Annotated in this window: 22 protein-coding genes; 9 read left to right on the top strand and 13 right to left on the bottom strand. The window is 48.0% G+C overall.

The genetic code is table 11. The annotated features are described in order from the left end of the window. The coding region (locus ACFSUO_RS08225) for a UTP--glucose-1-phosphate uridylyltransferase (RefSeq protein WP_382392930.1) at positions 1 to 568 on the bottom strand (568 nt) is incomplete at its 3' end. Positions 569 to 709: 141 nt separating this feature from the next. Next, the gene (locus ACFSUO_RS08230; protein ID WP_382392932.1) at positions 710 to 1,528 is read right to left on the bottom strand and encodes a hypothetical protein; all 819 of its coding nucleotides are present in this window, start codon (positions 1,526 to 1,528) and stop codon (positions 710 to 712) included. Positions 1,529 to 1,671: 143 nt separating this feature from the next. Here ACFSUO_RS08230 and ACFSUO_RS08235 point away from each other — a divergent pair, with 143 nt between their 5' ends. Next, on the top strand, positions 1,672 to 2,361 hold the full coding sequence (locus ACFSUO_RS08235; RefSeq protein WP_382392934.1) for a C39 family peptidase: 690 nt from the start codon (positions 1,672 to 1,674) through the stop codon (positions 2,359 to 2,361). A gap of 244 nt (positions 2,362 to 2,605) precedes the next feature. On the opposite strand, the gene ACFSUO_RS08240 is transcribed toward ACFSUO_RS08235, so the two are convergent. Beyond that, positions 2,606 to 2,815, bottom strand: coding sequence for a YdbC family protein (locus ACFSUO_RS08240; RefSeq protein WP_382392936.1), 210 nt, complete (start codon positions 2,813 to 2,815; stop codon positions 2,606 to 2,608). A gap of 96 nt (positions 2,816 to 2,911) precedes the next feature. Beyond that, positions 2,912 to 3,574, bottom strand: a complete 663-nt coding sequence (locus tag ACFSUO_RS08245; RefSeq protein WP_382392938.1) for a hypothetical protein — start codon at positions 3,572 to 3,574, stop codon at positions 2,912 to 2,914. Between the two features lie 223 nt (positions 3,575 to 3,797). On the opposite strand from ACFSUO_RS08245, the gene ACFSUO_RS08250 reads away from it, so the two are divergent. After that, positions 3,798 to 4,070 carry a hypothetical protein gene (locus ACFSUO_RS08250; protein WP_382392940.1) on the top strand — a complete coding sequence of 91 codons (273 nt, stop codon included), beginning with the start codon at positions 3,798 to 3,800 and terminating at the stop codon, positions 4,068 to 4,070. 49 nt (positions 4,071 to 4,119) lie between these two features. Here the strand turns inward: ACFSUO_RS08250 and ACFSUO_RS08255 are convergent, their stop codons facing one another. Both ACFSUO_RS08255 and galU read right to left on the bottom strand, forming a co-directional pair. After that, complete coding sequence (locus tag ACFSUO_RS08255; protein ID WP_382392942.1) at positions 4,120 to 5,580, bottom strand: APC family permease; 1,461 nt, start codon at positions 5,578 to 5,580, stop codon at positions 4,120 to 4,122. Between the two features lie 1,101 nt (positions 5,581 to 6,681). After that, the gene (gene galU / locus ACFSUO_RS08260) at positions 6,682 to 7,569 is read right to left on the bottom strand and encodes a UTP--glucose-1-phosphate uridylyltransferase GalU (RefSeq protein ID WP_382392944.1); all 888 of its coding nucleotides are present in this window, start codon (positions 7,567 to 7,569) and stop codon (positions 6,682 to 6,684) included. 262 nt (positions 7,570 to 7,831) lie between these two features. Here galU and ACFSUO_RS08265 point away from each other — a divergent pair, with 262 nt between their 5' ends. After that, entirely contained in the window at positions 7,832 to 8,014 is a 183-nt protein-coding gene (locus ACFSUO_RS08265; protein ID WP_382392946.1) for a hypothetical protein, read from the top strand. A gap of 57 nt (positions 8,015 to 8,071) precedes the next feature. Here the strand turns inward: ACFSUO_RS08265 and ACFSUO_RS08270 are convergent, their stop codons facing one another. The 3 genes from ACFSUO_RS08270 to ACFSUO_RS08280 form a co-directional block, all read right to left on the bottom strand. After that, positions 8,072 to 8,470 carry a putative toxin-antitoxin system toxin component, PIN family gene (locus ACFSUO_RS08270; RefSeq protein ID WP_382392948.1) on the bottom strand — a complete coding sequence of 133 codons (399 nt, stop codon included), beginning with the start codon at positions 8,468 to 8,470 and terminating at the stop codon, positions 8,072 to 8,074. 168 nt (positions 8,471 to 8,638) lie between these two features. Further along, entirely contained in the window at positions 8,639 to 8,923 is a 285-nt protein-coding gene (locus ACFSUO_RS08275; RefSeq protein ID WP_382392950.1) for an AbrB/MazE/SpoVT family DNA-binding domain-containing protein, read from the bottom strand. A gap of 101 nt (positions 8,924 to 9,024) precedes the next feature. Further along, entirely contained in the window at positions 9,025 to 10,101 is a 1,077-nt protein-coding gene (locus ACFSUO_RS08280; protein ID WP_382392952.1) for a glycosyltransferase family 4 protein, read from the bottom strand. Between the two features lie 640 nt (positions 10,102 to 10,741). Between ACFSUO_RS08280 and ACFSUO_RS08285 the strand changes: the two genes are divergently transcribed. From ACFSUO_RS08285 to ACFSUO_RS08300, 4 genes are all read left to right on the top strand, one after another. After that, complete coding sequence (locus tag ACFSUO_RS08285) at positions 10,742 to 11,500, top strand: hypothetical protein (RefSeq protein WP_382392954.1); 759 nt, start codon at positions 10,742 to 10,744, stop codon at positions 11,498 to 11,500. 159 nt (positions 11,501 to 11,659) lie between these two features. After that, complete coding sequence (locus ACFSUO_RS08290) at positions 11,660 to 12,088, top strand: DUF2935 domain-containing protein (protein WP_382392956.1); 429 nt, start codon at positions 11,660 to 11,662, stop codon at positions 12,086 to 12,088. Positions 12,089 to 12,629: 541 nt separating this feature from the next. Next, a complete protein-coding gene (locus ACFSUO_RS08295) occupies positions 12,630 to 13,400 on the top strand; it encodes a threonine/serine exporter family protein (protein ID WP_382392958.1) in 771 nt (256 codons plus the stop codon). Between the two features lie 129 nt (positions 13,401 to 13,529). Then, positions 13,530 to 13,967: a threonine/serine exporter family protein gene (locus ACFSUO_RS08300; RefSeq protein WP_382393162.1), complete on the top strand. Its 438-nt coding sequence runs from the start codon at positions 13,530 to 13,532 to the stop codon at positions 13,965 to 13,967. Between the two features lie 153 nt (positions 13,968 to 14,120). Here the strand turns inward: ACFSUO_RS08300 and ACFSUO_RS08305 are convergent, their stop codons facing one another. Beyond that, on the bottom strand, positions 14,121 to 14,411 hold the full coding sequence (locus ACFSUO_RS08305) for a hypothetical protein (protein WP_382392960.1): 291 nt from the start codon (positions 14,409 to 14,411) through the stop codon (positions 14,121 to 14,123). 347 nt (positions 14,412 to 14,758) lie between these two features. Between ACFSUO_RS08305 and ACFSUO_RS08310 the strand changes: the two genes are divergently transcribed. Beyond that, complete coding sequence (locus tag ACFSUO_RS08310) at positions 14,759 to 15,022, top strand: hypothetical protein (RefSeq protein ID WP_382392962.1); 264 nt, start codon at positions 14,759 to 14,761, stop codon at positions 15,020 to 15,022. A gap of 35 nt (positions 15,023 to 15,057) precedes the next feature. Here ACFSUO_RS08310 and ACFSUO_RS08315 read toward each other — a convergent pair whose 3' ends face one another. After that, positions 15,058 to 16,014 carry a nuclease-related domain-containing protein gene (locus tag ACFSUO_RS08315; protein ID WP_382392964.1) on the bottom strand — a complete coding sequence of 319 codons (957 nt, stop codon included), beginning with the start codon at positions 16,012 to 16,014 and terminating at the stop codon, positions 15,058 to 15,060. A gap of 117 nt (positions 16,015 to 16,131) precedes the next feature. Between ACFSUO_RS08315 and ACFSUO_RS08320 the strand changes: the two genes are divergently transcribed. Next, positions 16,132 to 16,758, top strand: coding sequence for a hypothetical protein (locus tag ACFSUO_RS08320; protein ID WP_382392966.1), 627 nt, complete (start codon positions 16,132 to 16,134; stop codon positions 16,756 to 16,758). Here ACFSUO_RS08320 and ACFSUO_RS08325 read toward each other — a convergent pair. Both ACFSUO_RS08325 and ACFSUO_RS08330 read right to left on the bottom strand, forming a co-directional pair. Next, a complete protein-coding gene (locus ACFSUO_RS08325) occupies positions 16,755 to 19,817 on the bottom strand; it encodes an efflux RND transporter permease subunit (RefSeq protein WP_382392968.1) in 3,063 nt (1,020 codons plus the stop codon). The genes ACFSUO_RS08320 and ACFSUO_RS08325 overlap by 4 nt on opposite strands. Continuing rightward, positions 19,814 to 20,683 (bottom strand): efflux RND transporter periplasmic adaptor subunit, encoded by an 870-nt coding sequence (locus ACFSUO_RS08330; protein WP_382392970.1) that lies wholly within the window; start codon positions 20,681 to 20,683, stop codon positions 19,814 to 19,816. The genes ACFSUO_RS08325 and ACFSUO_RS08330 overlap by 4 nt, the downstream gene beginning before the upstream one ends. Positions 20,684 to 20,938: the final 255 nt, after the last annotated feature.

Here is a 20,938-nt window from a genome sequence, read left to right on the forward strand (position 1 = left end):
CCAGTGAGTCTATCGCTTTAACTGATGGGCCATAATCTTGCGCACCTGGCTGGATAATGCCGTATTTTGACACATCTGCTTCCGGTACACGATGGACACCAACGACAGATGAATTATACTTTTCATAAACGTTCATAAGCTGTTTTAAACACGGTTCATCTGCTTCCACTATATCGTCTCCCAGGAGGACAGCAAATGGCTCATTCCCAACAAAGCTGCTGGCACATTGAATAGCATGTCCAAGTCCTTTAGGCTCTTTTTGTCTGATATAATGGATGTTTGCCAAATTGGAAATGGATTGCACCATTTCAAGCATTTCAGTCTTGCCTTTAGCAGATAACTTCTCTTCCAGTTCATAGGAAATATCAAAGTGATCCTCTATAGCACGCTTTCCTCTGCCTGATATAATAATGATATCTTCAATTCCAGAGGCAACTGCCTCCTCCACAATATACTGGATAGTTGGTTTGTCAACGATCGGCAGCATTTCTTTTGGCTGGGCTTTTGTAGCGGGTAAGAAGCGCGTCCCCAAGCCAGCAGCAGGTATAATGGCCTTTTTGACTTTCATAAAATGTTCTCCTTTATTATAAACTTCATTGCGGCAACCATAATGTAAGTTTATCACCGGGTTTAATGGTAATCAATTGACACTGCTGGAGTGCCACAAAATAAAAAAACTTGGTGTGTGGTTAACCAAGTTTTTTAGGAGTTATTTGTTAGGAGATTCTTGTTGCCGGGATGCGTCGTTTGTTTGGGTTTGTTGTCTGTCGTTATTATCTGTTTTCTCATTTTCATTTTTATCTGTGGATGGAGGTTCTTCGGGCTGCTGTTCTTCATCTTTGTCAGGTTCTTGGGGTGAAGGTGACTCCCCATTATTGTCTTTATCTCTGTCTGGCTTATCTAGCTCGCCCTCTTCTTTCTTTTCATTGTCATCTTCCGTTTTGTCTTCTTTGTTCTTTTGTCCGTCATCTTGTTCACTTTGTCCACCTTCAGTAGGCCTCTCTTCTTTTGGTGGTGATGGCTTATTTGTTTCTGTCGATTCACCACCTGGTTTATTACCTTTTGTACCTTTCTTTTCCGTTTTTGGTTCGTCTATTGTTATCGTTTCTTTCTTCACGCTTTCAGATTCATATTCGGAATTGTTGCCATAATTCCTTGAATCTTCTCCATCAGTATCCTGTGAATTCGTTGTGCTCGTCCTGACTTGGTTTTCTTTTTCTTGCACTCCTTCCACTTCTTCTTCAGGAGGATCTTCTGTTGTTTCTTCAGGTTTCTTTTCAGTTTCGTTTTGCCTTAAATCAATTTGAAACTTCTTCCTATCCATAAAAGCATAGTCCAGGCTGTTGCCCAGCAATATATTTCGGGGGTTATCGCTCCCATCTTGATTGGAATCATTCATTTCAGATTCACTTGACTGGACTGCTGTAGATGGAGTCTTGTATTCATGAAAGAAAATAATAGATATAATAGCTATAACCCCAATAATATTCCCTGCGACAATTAATTTTCTTATTTTTTGTGTACTCATAGGGCACCTCCAAAATATGGATTAGCTTTATCATATAAGAGATTCACCCTATTGTAAATCAAGATACGAGGGCAAATAGAATATTTTGCATTTTGTGTTATATTAGAATGGATTTGATTATTTAGTCAAAGGGGGAAAAAATATTGATAAGCAAACGAACTGCATCCTTATGTCTACTGGCAGTTAGTGGGGTTGTGGCTGCAATAAAGCTGCGAAGCAAAACAATGGAAGAAAAAACGGAGATTAAAAACGTTCCATTGTATTACCAATACCCGCAGCTGCCGACCGGGTGCGAGGCAACGTCCTTAGCGATGCTATTAAGCTGGGGACTAGGTAAAGATGTGAGCAAGTATGCCGTGGCTGATGCGCTGCCGAAGGGGGATAAAGTGCATCGAGCGGGCGATGGATGGAAAGGCCCGAATCCGAATAAGGCGTTTGTTGGGGATCCGTATACCGACTCGGATGATGGCAGTTATGGCGTGTTTCAGGGGCCGATTCTGGAGGCGCTTGATGCGTTCATGCCCGGCCGTGGTGTGGATCTGACTGGAGAGCCTTTTGATGTGCTGCTTGACGTTGTTCGTGCGGAAAAGCCGGTGCTGGCGTGGACGACGCTTGAGCAGCGACAGACGTTTTACGGATTATCATGGACCGATCCGGATGGGGACGTGGTTGACTGGTATGAAAATGAGCATGCCGTGGTGATTGTCGGAATTGACGGTGATGATGTGATTGCGCATGATCCGCATACCGGCAAGGCGGAGCACTATGACCGTGAGCTGTTTGAACGAAATTGGCGCTCGATGGGCGGGCGTACCGTGACGTTGGACGTGTGAGAAGTGGTACGCGGTTGAGCTCGGGAGCGCTACTGAAGTGGCGTTGTTGCTCGGTTGGGACGATTGTTCGATTGATTTTGGACAGGTGCTCGATTGATTTGAGATAGCGCTTGATTTGGGGATGGTTCCGCTCGATTTGCGATGGTTCGAACTTGATAAAATGGGACATGTGGGACAGTAGCCTGTCCCCATGCCCAATCGGATCAGGGCGATTGGGGAAAGCGGTAGGGCTCCCATCATCCCTTTACTTCAATAGGCTTTTTAGTTTTTCCAGTTCTTCTTCGGTCAGTGTGACACCCTTACCCATTTTTTCCTTGTCAGGTGACCAGTCTCTTAAATCGTACTTTGGATCGCGGCCATTCCAGCTGACGAGATTCAATTCCTTCGTCCAGCCTTTAGGCGATTCAGATAGCACACCGATTGTTTCCTTGATTTCAAAGTTTATGCCGGCCATGTGAAGGTCTCCTTTATGGTTATCGTTGTCCTTTCAAAGGTACATTTTTGGGGCCTTTATTTCAACCCATTTCCTCTATTATGGATGGGTTGCTGATTAGTTTTGTTCTTCTGTATCCAAGGCTTCCGGGTATTGGACGGTTTCGAAAACTTCCCCACTTTCGGCGTCTTTTACTTGAATGGTTACGTCATAGTCCTCCTCGGAAGCACCATCAAAAAGCTGATACATCATGCCGTTCATTCCAAGTCCAAGGATGGCAAACGCATCCATGCTGTTGTTGTATTCCTTTTTATTTACAATTAACTGAAACTTACTAAACGAATTATTTGCGGTAATATCCTGAATCGACTTGTAATCTCCACTAGTTTTTATTTCTTCGATTGATTCTTCAACGCTCGACCTCATTTCATCCATCATTTCCTTGTGCTTCGCTTTGGTCATTTTGTACGTCAGACTGCCATCATCATTTTGTGTGACTTTCATGCCCTCTTCTTCAGCATTTGCAATCGTCTCATCAATATTTTGCGCATCCGATTCCACAAAAGACTTTGGCAGTGTGACGGTTACACTAAACAAATTTTTGTCTACCTCAATTTTCTCATCGTCATCGGATTCAGATTCAGATGCGTTCTTATTTGAAGCATTTTCTTCTTCAGCTCCCTTGTCATCCGCTGTTTGCGCGTCACCATTGGATGTATCATCGCTGCAAGCCGCGAACAAAAACAGAAGTGGAATAATAAATAAAAGTGCTTTTTTCATCGTTGATCTCTCCCTTTCAATCTCGTATTCCCACTATAACATGAACGGTGCACAAAAAAATGCATAGCCGGACGTGGGGACAGTCTCCTTATCACAGTTTATTTGTCGTGCGGGGTTGGCTGGGGGTGGATTAGGATCGGGTTGCACGAGTTTCCTGATTTTCGCGCGAGTTTGGGGCCGGGACGCGCGAGTTTCCCGATTTTCGCGCGAGTTTGGGGCCGGGATGCGCGAGTTTCCCGATTTTCGCGCGAGTTTGGGGCCGGGACGCGCGAGTTTCTCGGTTTTCGCGAGAGTTTGGCCCGGGGATGCGCGACTTCCCCGATTTTCGCTCGAGTTGGGGCTGCTTTCGCTCGAGTTGGGGCCGCTCTCGCTCGAGTTGGAGGCGCCCTCGCTCGATTTGCGGGTGCTGTCGCTCGATTTGGTGCTGCTCTCGTTCGATTTGGTGCTGCTCTCGCTCGAGTTGCGGGTGCTCTCGCTGGATTCAGCTCCCCCCTAACCCGGCCTCCAATAGAAAAGCCCCGGATGGCACCGGGGCTTTTCATATTTTATGTTCGGTTTTTGGCTTCGATTTTTTTACTGCCTAGGATGAGGTAATTGAGTTCTTCTTTTGGTATATTGTTCAGTTCGGTCCGGTTGGCGAGGTAGAATGCGACGCCAAGTGCGATCCAGATGACAAGTGCGATTAGTGATTCAATCCCTAATGCAGCCGGGGAGCCGGGTATTAACAAGAGCCCAAGAAATGTGACGCTTGCCAGCATGCCCAGGCCGGCGATTGTTTTTTTCCATGGTGCGACGACATGTTTTTTCGTATCGAAGTCCTTATCTTTTTTCCATTTGAATAGGGTGAACGCGGTAAAACAAGTATAGAAATACGCTATCGTCACGCCGATCGATGACATGTCAACCACCCACGTAAGTGCCTGGCGCCCGAACCATGGCGCAATGGCTGCAACAACGACCGTGAAAATGATCCCAATATATGGTGTTTTATATTTCGGATGCAATTTGGAAAATGCTCCCGGAATAATTTTCGCACGTGACATGGCGAATAACAGACGGCTTGATGAAATGATGAATCCATTCAGGCCGGTAAAAATCCCCATCGTCAGTGCGGTCACGAGAATGACGAGCCCCATGTTGCCGAGCAGGCCTTGGATGGCTGCTCCTGTGCCCCACGTCGCTTCCTGTGAGACGAGCTGCTGCCACGGTTCAATCATTGATGTGGCAATGATCATCATGCTGTACAAGAGCGCCGCAAAGAAAATGGCCAAAATGATGAGCATGAATGCTTTTCTGGAGGAAAAATGAAATTCCTCCGCTGCCTGTGGAACATTGTCAAAACCGACATATGCCCACGGCGCGATCGCAACAATCGAGATGATGGCAGCAAATGCGGTTGTGTCGGTCGGAAACAGCGGTGCGACATTCGACAAACCGGAACCAGGCTGCGCGCCCACCATAAATGTAATAGTGATGACGCCGATGACCATGACGGAGCAAAATACAAACTGCATGCGGCCGGAGAGCCCCGTACCTTTAATGTTGAAATACCCAAAGATGCCGAGAATGGCGGATGCGATGATGACCTCCATCAAATACACATCCCAGCCAGCAATTGTGTACATATGAACATTTTCGAGAACTGCCGGAAAAACAAACTTAACCATTAATGCGAATGCGGATGCGTTCAGTGCGACAATGCACAGGTAGCCGAGTGTTAAAAACCATCCGCTGATAAACGCGTGCGTCCGTCCGAGGCTGATATATGAATAGGCGAATTCGCCTCCTGAAACGGGAAAGCTTTTGATGAGAAATCCATAGCTGACAGCAATCAGCATCATTAAAAGTGCGCCGATGCTGAATCCAAGAATAACACCTAATGGCCCGGCTGTGGACATCCAGGTTGTCGGCTGCACAAATGCCCCCCAGCCAATTGATGATCCCAGCGCAATTGCCCAGACCCAGTGTGGCTTCAGTGTCTTCTTCAGTGTCGTTCGTTCTTCCATGTTTCGTCTCCTTTAAGTGTAGCGCTTTTTTGGTACATCTTCTGTTATACCAGATACCGTATATGTTCGCAAAATTCATATGACTAGGAATATGGGAGGTATGTACCCTTAAAATGGTGCTATATACGAACCTATGAGCGAGAAAACAAAATTTGAATGAATTTCGGGCGATACCAAGCGTCGTGCAGTCGAGTTGCCGATTCAGGCGGGACGGACAGGCTCCTTGTCCCAGTTTGGTGGTGCGAGTCTTGGCTTGGGTTGCGTGAGTTTCGGCCCGGGGCGCGCGAGTTTCCTGATTTTCGCGCGAGTTTCGGCCCGGGTCGCGCGAGTTTCGGCTCGGGCCGCGCGACTTTCCCGATTTTCGCGCGAGTTTCGGTCTGAGACGCGCGACTTTTTCGGTTTTCGCGCGAATTTCGGCCTGGGCGCGCGACTTTTTCGGTTTTCGCGCGAGATTCGGCCTGGGGCGCGCGACTTTCCTGGTTTTCGCGCGAGTTTCGGCTCGGGCCGCGCGACTTTGGGTCGTGCTCGTTCGAGTTACGGCTGCTCCCGCTCGAGTTGGGCTGCTTCTCGCTCGAGTTGGGCCGCCTCCCGCTCGAGTTGAGGCTGCTCTCGCTCGAGTTACGGCTGCTCCCGCTCGAGTTCAGCCGCTTCCCGCTCGAGTTGTGCCGCTTCCCGCTCGAGTTACGGCTGCTCCCGCTCGAGTTGAGGTGCTTCTCGCTCGAGTTGAGCTGCTTCTCGCTCGAGTTGATCCGCTTCCCGCTCGAGTTGAGCCACTTCTCGCTCGAGTTGAGCCGCCTCCCGCTCGAGTTACGGCTGCTCCCGCTTGAGTTGAGCCCCCGCTCGCTCGAGTTGGTTCACACGCTCGTCCTATTGTTAAGCCCTCATCTACTCCATACGTATCAAGTTCCAGCTTTCACTCTTCTTCCCCATTGCTGCCGGAATAAAACATGCTTCAATGTACCAATTCACCCGCTTCCTACCGGGCACATAAATGACTGAGACAGTTCCTCCGTCTCCTTATCCCGCCCTTTTCCTGGGAAGATCCACCGCCCCTATGTCCTGCACCAAAATGAAGATTTTCGGCTCACGCCGAAAATCAACTTAGTTGCTCGTTTTTTCTTTTAGGTTTCCTTGGAGGTTGTTTAAGTATTCGAGCAGCGGCTCACGCAGGTCGTCCCGGCTTAGGGCGATTTCGATGGTTGTCTGGATGAAGCCGAGCTGTTCACCGACGTCATAGCGATTCCCGTCAATTTCATACGCGTGGACGGACTGAGTTTTGTTCAGTTCCTGAATAGCATCGGTCAGCTGGATTTCGCCGCCGGCACCTATTTTTTGCTGATCCAGAAAGTCGAATATTTTCGGTGTCAGGATGTAGCGCCCAATGATTGCCATGTTGGACGGCGCGGTTCCTTGTTTTGGTTTTTCCACAAGGTTTTTTACCTGCTGCAGCCCACCCTCTTTTTCCTGGGAATCGATAATGCCGTAGCGATGTGTTTCGTCGTCCGGAACACTTTTGACACCAATAATAGCAGATTTGGTTTTTTCGTACTGGTTCATCATCTGCTTTAGGCCGGGTGTTTCGCTCTGGATGATGTCGTCGCCCAGAAGGACCGCAAATGGCTCGTCCCCGATAAATTTGCGGGCGCACCAGACGGCGTGTCCCAGTCCTTTTGGCTCTTTTTGCCTGATATAATGAATATCCACATTTGCCGATTTCCGGATGCGCTCGAGCTGCTCGAATTTTTCCTTTTTCATCAGGTTGTCTTCCAGCTCAAGCGAATGGTCGAAATGGTCTTCAATCGCCCGCTTGCCTTTACCGGTAACAATGATGATGTCTTCGATGCCCGACTGGACCGCCTCGTCGACGATATATTCGATCGTCGGCCTGTCCACAATCGGCAGCATTTCTTTTGGCATCGCCTTTGTTGCCGGCAGAAACCGCGTGCCAAGACCTGCTGCTGGGATGATTGCTTTCTTGATTTGCTGCATAATTCTCCTCCTCTTCCCTCTATTGTATAGGAATTTTTCCGCGTATGCATGGAATGCTGGTTTAGAATAATTTCGTTTCGGCTAAAATACACAATTTAATGTAATTAAAATCACATTAAATTGTGTTTTAAAATATGATTAATAGTACAACGGAGGTGATAATAACGAGGCATAAAGGAGGTTTTCATTCCGTTGATGGTTATATCAATGTTACCCAATTAGGCCGGTCAACGAGCTGTCCAAAGATGCTTATGTTGCCATGATGAAGTATATAGACACTTTAGAAGAAGAATTGGATAACACGCAAGCTGCAGCGTTATTGGCCGAACGCCAACATATGGATAACTGGACAGAAGGCAATGATCTGGCAGGAAAGGCAGAAGATAATCTTTTAAAACGTTCAGACTTTCTTCGTGGATTAGCAGATGAAAAAAACAATGATTAGGAATGATTTTCAAAAGTAATCACACTAATTCCTGAGAATGAATTAGTTTCCACAGTCTTATGTGAAATTGCTAAGAAAATCTGCAGGTGTACAAACATATAGAGATTCTTGTATTTCCTCTGTATGAAAGTCTTTATCACCAGTTACGAATATATCTGATTTAGCAATTATAGCGGAAATTAAAATAGGAAGGTCTTCAGAATCTCGAATATATGGTATATCAAGCAGAGAGGTATCTTTAGGTGTATACACTAGTTCAAAATCGAGGCTGGCTAACATAGTATCCAATTCAACAATTTTACCAGGGAATTTCTTTTTTATAACACGCGTGATTTCTTGTAATGACTGTGTACATAGAATAAGTTGATGACTTCGGATGACCACTTTTATCAATTGCCGGCAAGGTGAATTTTCTGAAATCAGTGCTGAAATAAATACATTTGAATCAACAAACACTCGAAGCTTGTATTCAGAAAGGAGGATAAAAAGGACCGAGAAGTTCTAGGCGGCGCAGCTTTGAGCAACAGAATGTATGTAGAAAGATACATGAGTAGCGGAAAAGCAAGCCAACAAAGAAATTCGATGTGTCATTTTTACCGGACTTTTTGAATAACTTCCCGAAGCTTAGTTCTCCCTTCGCTCATTCCACATCTCCTTCCGTACCTCCTTCAAGTCTTCAAGCAGCTCTTTTTCAGTAATTCCTTTATCTTCTGCTTCCTGGCCGATTGCAGTTGCAAATTCGTCAAAAGCAACCAGCGCGCCTTTTTTCACAACCATTTTACCATCTTCATCTTTTGTGAATATAAGCTGGTCGCCTTCTTCAACATTAAGCGCCTGGCGGACGCTTTTGGGGATGGTAATTTGTCCCTTTGCGGTCAGACGGGCATATTTCGATTTAAAAATACCCATTTCACATTTTCTCCTTTCTTCCTTAGTTTCTTACCTTCTTACCCTTATTATATACCAATGACGTACAATCAGCTACTCCTAATCCCCCCACACCAATTCACCTAATACTCTCTCCCCCGCCGCCAAACCATTTTCCTGAACGTACCGATAACCGGTTTTTTGCCGCCTGCAACCACGCCGCTAATTTCAGCAAATAGCTGCAGCAGAAGCAGGATGAGAAACGTGACGACAAGAGCGGTCGACAGGCTTGCATACGAAAACAGCACGGCCAGGGTGCCAAACAACGCGCTGAACGCATAGATAATCAGAACGGTTTTTCGGTGGCTGAATCCGGCTGCGACCAGCTGGTAATGAATATGCTTGTTGTCCGGCATCATGATCGGCTCCTTATTGTAAGCCCGCCTCGCGATGGCGAACAGCGTATCAAAAATTGGCACGGCCAGAACGATGACCGGGATGATGAAACTGAACAGGGCGATATTTTTGAACAGGCCGACAACCGACACGACGGCGATCATGTATCCAAGAAAATTCGAACCGGTATCCCCCATATAAATTTTTGCCGGGTAAAAGTTGTGGTACAAAAAGCCGAGATTCGCGCCAATCAGAACGATGCACAAATAGGCCGCGACAACCTGCGCGTCGATAATCGCCATGACGAACATGCTGGTAAGCGCAATCGTCGTGACACCGGTAGCAAGGCCGTCGAGCCCATCAATAAGGTTGATCGCGTTGGTGATGCCGACAACCCAGAGCACGGTGATGAGCACGCTCATAAATCCGAGGTCGACCATGCCGAACACCGGAATCGTGATCCGCTCGATGATCAGGCCTGAGGAAATGAGAAACGAAGACGCAATTAATTGGCCGGCCAGCTTCACCACCGGGCGGATCGCATAACGGTCATCAAGTGCACCGGTAATGAGGATGACGATGGCACCGAGCAGGATCTCCGGCAGATGCTCGTGGTGCGGCTGCAAATAGAGTCCACCGAGCAGAACGCCCATAAATATGGCCAGGCCGCCCAGTCTTGGTGTCACTTCGGTATGGATTTTGCGATGGTTCGGCAGGTCAACCGCTTTAATAAGGATGGCCAGCTTTTTGACCGGGTATGTAAGAAGAAATGCCGACAGCAACGCGATCGCAAAAGCTGCCGCCATATCGGTATAAGCAAACATGGTGTGTCTCCTTGTTTGAAATTGGATGTCGAACATTGGTGTATTAGCTAACATTATAGCGGATGGAGCGCGGGCGAGGCAAACTATTGGTGTGGGAGGCAGGTACCAGGGCGGAAGCTGGCGTCTAAGCGTCACAACTACTGCCGTCAGGTTCCACTGCTTCAGAATGAGACGAAACAAAATCCAATTGAAATATTAATTTTCCGAACATTACCAAACAAAATATGGTATAATAAAAGAGACTAGTAACCTAGCCTCATCTCATTTTAAATATAAGTTAGCTCAGCCCTGCAAGAACGGTAGCGGAGAAAAGCTAATATTTTTTTGTATTAGCAGCTCTGCATTTGTCGGTAGCGGAGAAACTAATACAATTTACTATTAGATTACATGATTTGCGAATAACTGTCAATACAAAAATTGTTGGGAGTTTGCTATGAATTATTTAATTTACTTTGATGAGTCAACCAAAATTGATCAATTTAATGATAAGTTTTCATATTACGGAGCTTACGGTGGTACAGATTCATCCTTAGCTTAAATTGTAAAGAAAGTCAGGGATATTTTTAAAACCACTCATTCTAATAGCGAGCTGCATTTTGCCGATTATACAAAGGATAGACATTTTAAAAAGTATTTTCAGATGCTGGATACAGTAATAAATGAAGACATTAGAATAAATATCTTAATTGTAAACAATGAAGATGCATTACATTCGGCAGCTAATATAGGTTTAACTGCACAAGAGCTAAGGAGCTTATTCTATATAAAAATTCCGGAAAGACTTTTCTACGGTCTGACTAGAGATCTTTCCCATTTAGATTCCGGTAATCAGTTAGTCAATGTCAAAATTAAAATTGATCAGAATGATGAGTATGAAAAACTTCATTTAAATGAAAAACTTATAGAACAGATGAATGCTCACTCAGCTTACAGAAATAAAAATTATCGTGTAAACAAAGTAATATCACAAGATTCCACAAAATCAATTCCCCTGCAAATAATCGATACTTTTATGGGGATGGTAGTTTTTCTTTTGGAAAGGAATTACTTAAAAGACACAGATGTTTCTAAAATTAAAAGCGATTTAATTTATCGGTTCCTTATTGAAAAAAACAATCTCGAACGTTTTCAACAACAAATTAGATTGTTTCAATGGACAGGGAACGAGGAATTAACACAAATAAATATCGCAGAATATCTTTCACCATTTATGGTTAATAAAATTGCATTTGACATGAATGAAATTACAAAGGTTCAAAAAATCTTGTTGCGAAATCCAGAATGCTCTACTAAGGAATTAAGAGAAACGTTAGGTTATCCAAACACCATGCTGGGCTTATTACTAGGATATAAAGACCATTTAACCGGTTTAGGAAGGAATACTTATATAAAGTCCTAGTATGTTTGTTCATCGAAGTGCTATTAAGTGAATTCGATCCGCTTTCCCCCGCCGGCACAGTAAGCCTGTCCCCTCGTCCCCCCTTGGCATGAATGTCCTACTGGCTGCATAGCTATTAGTGGGACATCAATTTTTGTGAGATCGGGAGGATGAGTTTGAATGCAGTTTTATTATGGGGGGCAAATGCCGCTTCGGGTGCTCGATGAGGCTGAGTTCTGGAAGGAGCAGGAAGCGGAGCATACGGTTGTCATGCGGGAGCTCGTCACGGATTTGGAAGAAAAATATGTGAAGGCGCTGAAGCATTGGGAGGAAGTGCTGAATACCACGCATCAGCATGTGAAGCGGTTCATTGAGTCGGTCGTCCGGAGCAACAAGCACATTTCACCGGCGCTGTACCAGCAAGTACTTGACCTTGTTTCCTTCTGTCTGCAGGAAAGCCAGGCATTTATCCAATTTTGCAGACAGGTGAAAACAGAGAGTACTGTCGTTTCGGGCAATCATACCGCAAAAGTCGTTGTTGACCATATTGTGGATGAATCCGAGTATTTTACCGGTATCGCCCAGACCATTTTGTATGAGCAGTATTGATCATAGGGACGCCCTTGTCTGGGTGTCCTTTTTTTATGGAGCGCATTACCTGTAAAGATACTTATCAGTAGGTTCCCCCGTTCTGTAGGCAAAACACGGTTTGAGCTCAAAGTAAAGGTGAATGGCAGGGCGGCGTATCCTCCATCTTTGGTAACTGCTTGAAAGCAGCGTGCTGGGTACCTTTCCCACTTCAAAAACCATTCTGTATGTGCAGCTCTCCCATTTCATTGTGTTACCCTATAATCGAATCGGATACAGAAAAGGTGTGATGTTTATTTTTAAAAATCATGACACCTTTTCTGGTTGTGTACGATTATAGTTGAAAGAAACGATTTATAGCTGAAGGTTTTTCTATCAGATATTGAAATGCTGGGAAATCTTAGTCACGGTTGCGCAATTCAGGGCCGCCCTCTCAAGTTCCCCCACGCCCCTCGATTTGACCCGCGGCGCACTGGGACAAGGCGCCTGCCCCTACGTTCCGGCTCCACTTGGGACAGTAAGCCTGTCCCGCTGCTTTCCAAATGGGGCTGGAGGTTTTATAATGTTATTGTTATGGAAGGTGGTGGCGGTGATGATGGATCGGGTGTTGATTGCGAAGGTGAGTATGCTGGCGGGGAAGATTATGCTGGAAAGTGGTGCGGAGACGTATCGTGTGGAGGATACGATGAACCGGATTGGGCAGGCGTTTGGGTTGGAAAATGTTCAAAGCTATGCGACGCCGACTGGCATTAATTTTTCGGCTGATTTTGCGGATGTAACGAACTTTATCCGAATTCAAAACCGGGCAACGGATTTGCATAAAATTGCTGCGGTGAATAGCATTTCGCGGGCTATTACCGCGGAGGAAATTTCGATTAACGAGGCGCTTGGGAAGCTGAATGATGTTGATCAGGCGCAGCTCACGTTCCCGTATTGGATGCAGATTATTGCGGCGGCTTTTGTGAGCGGCAGTTTTGCCATTATGTTTGGCGGAACGTGGCCTGATTTTATTCCTGCATTTGTCGCCGGCGGGGTTGGCTACGCCGCGATGGTCGGTGCGGGCAAGTTGGTGGAAGTGAGTTTTGTCGCGCATTTCATTGCATCGTTCATTTTGGGGCTCTTGGCCATGCTGTTTATCGCCAACGGGTATGGTGCCAGTTTGGATAAAGTGATTATTGGCGCGGTCATGCCGCTAGTGCCGGGGCTTCACATTACCAATGCGGTGCGCGATTTGATGGCTGGGCACCTCGTTGCAGGTGTGTCCAAGGGCGTTGAATCCGTGCTGACCGCTTTTGCCATTGGAGCTGGTGTGGCAGTTGTGTTTGCATTTTAAGGCCGTAAAAAAGGTGCGCAGGTATATTTTAGATAAGGGTTGCGGGCTGCTGATGGGATTTTGGGTAAAATTCTGTCCGGAGCGACTGCGACGTCCCTGAAGGAGAAAGGATGACTGGTTTTGCTTACGATTATTGCACAATTGGGAACGAGTTTCATAGCTGCGGCGGGGTTTGGCGTGCTGTTCAATGCGCCGAGACGGGCACTTGTGCAGTGTGGTACGGTCGGCATGTCCGGCTGGATTTTGTATTATATGCTGTCATCGGGCGGCATGGACGTGGTGCCTGCGACCGTTTTCGGCGCGATACTTGCCGGCGTCCTCAGCCAAATCTGCGCCAAGCTGTTCAAATTGCCGGTCATCACGATTAGCGTCTCCGGCATTATTCCACTTGTGCCGGGCGGTGTTGCCTACGATGCGATGCGGCATTTTGTGGAAAATGACTATCATACGGCTGTCCAGCTGTCGGCAAAAGTCATGCTCCTCGCCGGGGCGATTGCCATCGGGCTGATGTTCTCTGAAGTCGCCAACCAGATGATCAAAAAAATCAGTGCAGCTCGGTCCGCTTGAGTGAAGATGCCGGATGAATGTGCTGTTTGGTGTGGCGTGGTGACCGGGTGATGAGCGGCCGGCGTGGATGGGATGCACTTGATGGGCTGGGTGCGGAGTGATGATATGGATATTTTTTCCAAACAACTGCGCCAGCCACTGCTTATTCGGCGGCTACTGCTTGTGAATAATGGCGTCGACCAGCAGAATAATAGCTGTAATAATGTGCATCGTCATACCGACGACAGGAATCACACCAACAAACGATGTAATCATACCGAGGATGCTGCCCGCCATGCTCCCATTTGCTTTCCGTGCGATAATCAGCGTGACCAGGTGCGCGATGAACATTACAAACAGCGCACCCCAGGAAGTGCTCAGAACAAACGCCCCGCCAACAAACGGAATGCCAAGAAACGCCTCGCTCCCGCCCGTGATAAACTTCATAATACGTGATAACGACATGATACGTCCTCCAATCGAAAATCCTCTTTTAAGCATAGCATATTTTCCTGCAAAAAAACGAATGGTACTCCGGGAAAATTTTGTTTTTTGTTGGGAGTGGGTGCGTGGGTTAGGGGTGAGGTAGGTTGCGCTCGATTTGGCGTTGCTCGCGCTCGGTTTGAGCTGGCTCTCGCTCGATTTGGAGCCGCTCCCGCTCGATTTGGCGCTGCCCTCGCTCGATTTGGCGCTGCTCTCGCTCGATTTGGCGCTGCTCTCGCTCGATTTGGGCCTGCTCTCGCTCGATTTGGAGCCGCTCTCGCTCGATTTGGCGCTGCCCTCGCTCGATTTGGCGCTGGCCCTCGCTCGATTTGGAGCCGCTCCCGCTCGATTTGGCGCTGCCCTCGCTCGATTTGGCGCTGCTCTCGCTCGATTTGGCGCCGCTCTCGCTCGATTTGGACCGGCTCTCGCTCGATTTGGCGCTGCTCTCGCTCGATTTGGCGCTGCTCTCGCTCGATTTGGAGCCGCTCTCGCTCGATTTGGCGCTGCCCTCGCTCGATTTGGCGCTGCTCTCGCTCGATTTGGCACCGCTCTCGCTCGATTTGGGCCTGCTTACGCTTTTTCAGTTAGATTGACGATTTCCGGTGGCAAACCGAAAATCAAACGAATGTTACAATCTTCTCCACACCCAATGCCTGTGCTTTTCTATATAAACTAAGCCACTTGCTTTTAGAATTCTAGTAGCCGTATTTCTGGACGTCAGTTGCAGAAAGCGCATGCACTCTGTATTAGTAATAAAGTCATTTACTAATAGGAAATAGTCGGCGAGAGCTTTCAGATGGGCATTATAGTATTTTTGTTTACATTTGCTGCACCACCAACCACTGTGCTTTCGCTCTATCCCACGCAATCCGCAATCAGGGCAGATGACTCCGGGTAGTATATCCTTCCGCGTGACCCCATATTGCTTCATTATATCCTTATCAAATGTGCCACACTCTTGCAAGATCATTTTACCAATCTGATATTGTGCTAATTTGGGTTGTCCTGCCCTGGCGAGTTCTCGTTCCTTATCCATTATCATTTTGGGTATGGCCGCTCCGTGTGCAACGAATTTAGCTATTTTATTACGATCCCCCTCCACTTTTATTATAGTGGAAGGATCTGCTATAGCAACATAATAGTAAATTGGAATATTAGAAAGGTTATGCTGTTGGAGCCAATTGCTTAGAAGGAATTTTTGGTTTTCAAGTTGGGTGAGGGGGTATTCGAAACCTGCTTCAATTTTACCGTCGCTGCGGGTGAGCTGTTTGAGATCCGTATCAAACGTAATAGTACCACTGTAGTTTTTCGCATCGATAAGGTGAATGCTACGCCCGGCATTAGCTGTCGTATCTATTTGAACATTCTTGCCATTTACACGAAGATAGACGTCTTGAAGAATGGTACAACTTGTTGCCAGATTTCCAAGATGATAGTCAACTTGGAGTTCACCGGAATAACCTTTCCAGCGTTTTTTGAGATCCTCTTTCATAGCAGATAGCGCCGGAAATTGGGGTGACAAGCGGGGAATAGCTGACTCGAGTTTTGTTAATGGAAGGGGTTTTGTTCTTGTTTTAATTATCATAATTGGCTCCTTTATTTTGTTTTTGAAATATTAGGATCAATATAACACACAATTTAATAAAAGGGTATTAATCAGGATGAAGATTTTCGGCGGCGGCCGAAAATCAACGTATTGAAAATGCTAAGCGATGGGGTGCTCTCGCTCGATTTGAGCCCGCTCTCGCTCGATTTGGCGCTGCTCTCGCTCGATTTGGACCTGCTCTCGCTCGATTTGGCGCTGCTCTCGCTCGATTTGGACCTGCTCTCGCTCGATTTGGACCTGCTCTCGCTCGATTTGGACCTGCTCTCGCTCAATTTGAGCTGGCTCTCGCTCGATTTGGCGCTGCTCTCGCTCGATTTGGCGCTGCTCTCGCTCGATTTGGACCTGCTCTCGCTCGATTTGGCGCTGCTCTCGCTCGATTTGGACCTGCTCTCGCTCGATTTGGACCTGCTCTCGCTCGATTCGGCGCTGCGCTCGCTCGATTTGGACCTGCTCTCGCTCGATTTGGACCTGCTCTCGCTCAATTTGAGCTGGCTCTCGCTCGATTTGGCGCTGCTCTCGCTCGATTTGGACCTGCTCTCGCTCGATTTGGCGCTGCTCTCGCTCGATTTGGCGCTGCTCTCGCTCAATCTAAACCACCGCATCAGCCGCTCACGCAAGCCGAAGCAGCCTCAACTCGGCCGCCAACACGCGCCTCCCGCAAGAGCCACACCCACCGCACCCAACCAAAAAAGCTTCCTGCCTGAGCAGGAAGCTTCCTTTTAATGTTTTTTGTTCCGGCGTGTGAATTTTGCAGTTAGGTCGTCGAATAAGGTGTAGACGACTGGTATCAGGAGCAGGGTGAATATGCTTGATACGGTCAGGCCGAATATGATCGTTACGGCCAGTGGCTGCTGCATTTCGGCGCCTTCGCCCAGTGCGAGTCCGAGCGGCACCATGGCCAGAATGGTCGTTAGTGTCGTCATCAGGATTGGGCGCAGTCGGCTTGGTCCGGCTTCGAGAATGGCTTCGTACCGGTCCACGCCTTTTCGCCGGATGATATTGATATAGTCGACGAGCACAATTGAGTTGTTGACGACGATTCCGGCGAGCATGATGACGCCGATGAATGCCGGGATGCTGAGTGGCAGGCCGGTTATGAACAGGCCGCCAAGAACGCCGACGACGGTTGCTGGCAGTGAAAACATGATAACGAATGGGAACAGGAAGTTTTCAAACTGCACCGCCATGACGGCATAAACCAGAAAGATGGAAAAGACGAGTGCGATTGCCAGGTCAGAGAATGATTTGGCCATATCCTCCGCTTGACCGCCCACTTTATAGCTGTATCCTTCTGGCAGGCTCATCTGGTCCAATTTTTCCTTCACGTCGTTGGTGACACTGCCGAGATCGCGGTCGCCAAGTTCACCGCTGACGTTTACTTGCGGCTCCTGGTTTTCGCGCTGCAGTGATACAGGCCCCTGTACTTCTTTAAAATCAGCTAATGAAGCCAGTGGGACGGTCGCGCCGCTTGGAGAGTTAATTTTCATATCTTCCAGGTCGCTGATGGTGCTTCGTTCCTCTTCCGGAAACATCAATGTGACATCCATTTCATCGCCGTCTTCTCTATACTGTGAAGCGACTTGGCCGGTAAAGTGCAGCCGGACTTGGCCCATAATCTGCTGTTCGGTCAATCCGTATTGGGCCGCTTTTTCTGCATCAATCTGGATGCGCATTTGCGGAACGCCGGCTTCAGCGGATGAAGTTGCGTTATGCACGCCGTCGACCTCGGAAATGGTGTTGACCACTTCACCTGCCAGCTGCCGGAGCACTTCATGTTCCGGACCATTCAGGCTAATTTGGATAGGATTCCCCATTCCAGATGCACTGTCAGTAGCGGATACCGAAATTTCTGCGCCAGCCACTGTTTGCAAGTCGTCACTCATGTCCTGAACGATATCACCGGTCGACCGGTCCCGCTCGGATGACGGAACGAGCTGCATCATGTATGTTGCTGATCCGCCGGTTGCGCCCATCGCCATGGCACCGCCACCACCGACATTCAGGTAGCTCGTTTCCATGACATCATCGTATTTTTCCAGCTTTTTATCGACTTTCTCCGTTACGGCTTCGGTATGTTCGAACGAGCTGCCTGGCTGTGTTTCCACACTCACCTGGAGTTCGCCCTGGTCGGACGATGGCATGAAGGATGCCCCGATCATCGGAATCAGCGCGAGACTGCCTGCGATGATGGCAATCGTTCCAAATACCGTTGTTTTCCGGTGGCCGAGAACCCAGCGTAGCACGGCCCGGTAGCCATTGTTCACTTTATCCAGAAAGCGGTTGAACCAGTAGCGCCGCCCACTGTCTTCGGTTGCTTTCGCCAGCAGTTTGGACGACAGCATCGGTACTAGCGTTACGGCCGCAATCAATGACGCAATCAGGGAAAATGACACGGCCAGCGCCAATGGAGCGAACATGTCGGACGCAATCCCCTCGACAAAGACCATTGGCAGAAAGACGACCAATGTAGTTGTCGTGGAGGCGATGACTGCCGGCGCTAGTTCGGATGCACCTTTAATGGCAGAATCAACAAGCGAATAGCCGCGCTGCCGGTACGTGAATATGTGCTCGAGTATGACAATCGAGCTGTCGACCATCATTCCGAGGCCGAGCGCAAGCCCACCAAGTGTCAGGACATTCAATGTTTCCCCGGTAAAGTACATCAGGGTAAATGTCGAGATGATGGCGATTGGAATCGACAGACCGATAACAATCGTTGCTCGAACGCTTTTCAGAAACAATAGCAGAACGAAAAACGAAATAAGGCCACCGATCAGGATATTTTGTACAACGGAATTGATCGACATCTTCACATATTCCGATGTATCAATAATGACATTCGTCTGAAAACCTGATGGCAGGTCACTTTCGATTTCATCCATGCTGTTGTTGATGTTGTTCGCGACTTCGACCGTGTTGGCGTCGGTCTTTTTCATGATTGACAAAACAACGCCTTCTTCACCGTTGACGAGCGTTTTGCCGGATGATTCCTTGTACGTGTCGCTTACGTCGGCAAGGTCGCTCACATGGACTGTTCCTTGCCGTTCGGTTTGAACAATCGTTTGTTTAATATCGTCCACCGATTCAAATTCCCCGGTCACCCGGAGCTGCAGATCTTTATTCCCTTTTTCCACCACACCGACCGATGCCGATTGGTTGGCATTGTTGAGCGCCTGAGTGATGCCCTGGGCTGTCACACCGTATTGCTGCAGCTTCGATTCGTCAAGGACAACCTGGATTTCCCGGTCTTTGGCACCTTCCACGGTTACCGATGCGACACCACTCTGCCGCTCGAAAAACGGCACAATCTGGTCATTGGCAACCTCTGTCAGTTTGGAAGCCTTATCCCCTGTCAAACCGACCGACATAATTGGCATCTGCTCCGGATTGAACCGCAGTATGCTTGGGTTGGCAGCCCCATCCGGCAAAAGTCCTTTAATCTGATCGACACTTTCCCGTACGTTCAGGAGCGCCTGATCAAGGTCGGTCCCGCTGCTGAACATCATCATCACAAGCGAAGATCCTGCCTGGGATTGGGACTGGACCGTCTCGATCCCTTCCACCGAGCTGACTGATGATTCAATCGGCTCGCTGATTAATTTTTCCACTTCTTCCGGGGCGGCATCTTCATAGGAAGTAGCCACTACTGCTACCGGCAAATCAACTTTCGGCAGCAAATCAACATTTAAATTACGCACAGAAACAACGCCCAGCGCGATAATCGCGAGCACGATCATCACGACACCGACGGGGCGCTTGACGGATGTTTTGACAAGCTTCAAGAGTTATCCCCCTCTTCGGACACCTCGACGGTCATGCCATCGGACAATGTGAGGAGCCCGTTCACAACGACCTGGTCTCCTTTTTGAACATCACCTTTTACTGCCGTCTCATCAGATTGCGTTTCCTTGATGGTGACGTTTGTTTTTACTGCTTTTTCATCTTTTACCACGTAAACAAACGTTTCACCGCTTTCGGTCACTACCGCTTCGGTCGGCACAATAATAGCGTCGTTCACGCGTTTTTCCGGCACGTTCATTACAGCCGTCATTCCGGTTAAAATTTTGCCTTCATCCTGAGCAATTTCTGCTTCCACCGGATACAGGCCAGTGTCATCCGGCATCGTACCCAGGGATGTCAGCTCCGCATCATAATCCTTATCATTGATCGTGACGGTATAGATCTCCTCTGTTTCCAATAGGCCACGTGTACTGTCTGTTACGGATGCGGTCATCAGCATCGGGTCAAAGTCGGCAATCACCATAAGCGGGTCAGACCCAGAAGCCATTGACCCCTCTTCAGCATTCAATTGGGCGATTTCCCCCGCCGTGGATGCATAGATCGTCTGATTGCCTGCCGACGTTTGAATAGTAGCAAGGTGGTCATCTTCTTCCACCGTATCACCATTGGCCACGTTCAGCTCGGTAATTTCGCCAGGGTTTTGCACCATTACCGGTGTCGTCCCGCTTGGCTGCATGCGGCCGTACAGTGATTTTTCCACCACCATATCATCTTTCGCCGCCTTAGCCGTTTCAACTGGGACGACCTGTTCTTCCTTTCCATCGTTGGATTCTCCATTGTTTTCGCTGCATGCAGCAATCACACTGGTCAAAACCAGCATCGCTGCAATCAAAAGCAATTTTCGCATGACTCAGACTCCTCTTCTTTGGTTTTATTATTCCGAGTGAATTTCATAATTCAATATCTACCTTTGAAATACGAACTATTTGGTTATTGCGTTTGATTTCCACTTCAGGCGGACGCTTTCCGCGGGCGGCTGATGAGCCTCCTCAGGCTAACGCCTTGCGGGGTCTCATCTAGGCCTCTTATCCCGCAGGAGTCGTCCGCCTTCCGTTCCAATCTTCTAAGGTGGAGTACGAATGATTAAGTGTATTTTCAGTTA

Source organism: Lentibacillus juripiscarius (assembly GCF_042685205.1).
Taxonomy (GTDB): domain Bacteria; phylum Bacillota; class Bacilli; order Bacillales; family Amphibacillaceae; genus Lentibacillus; species Lentibacillus juripiscarius.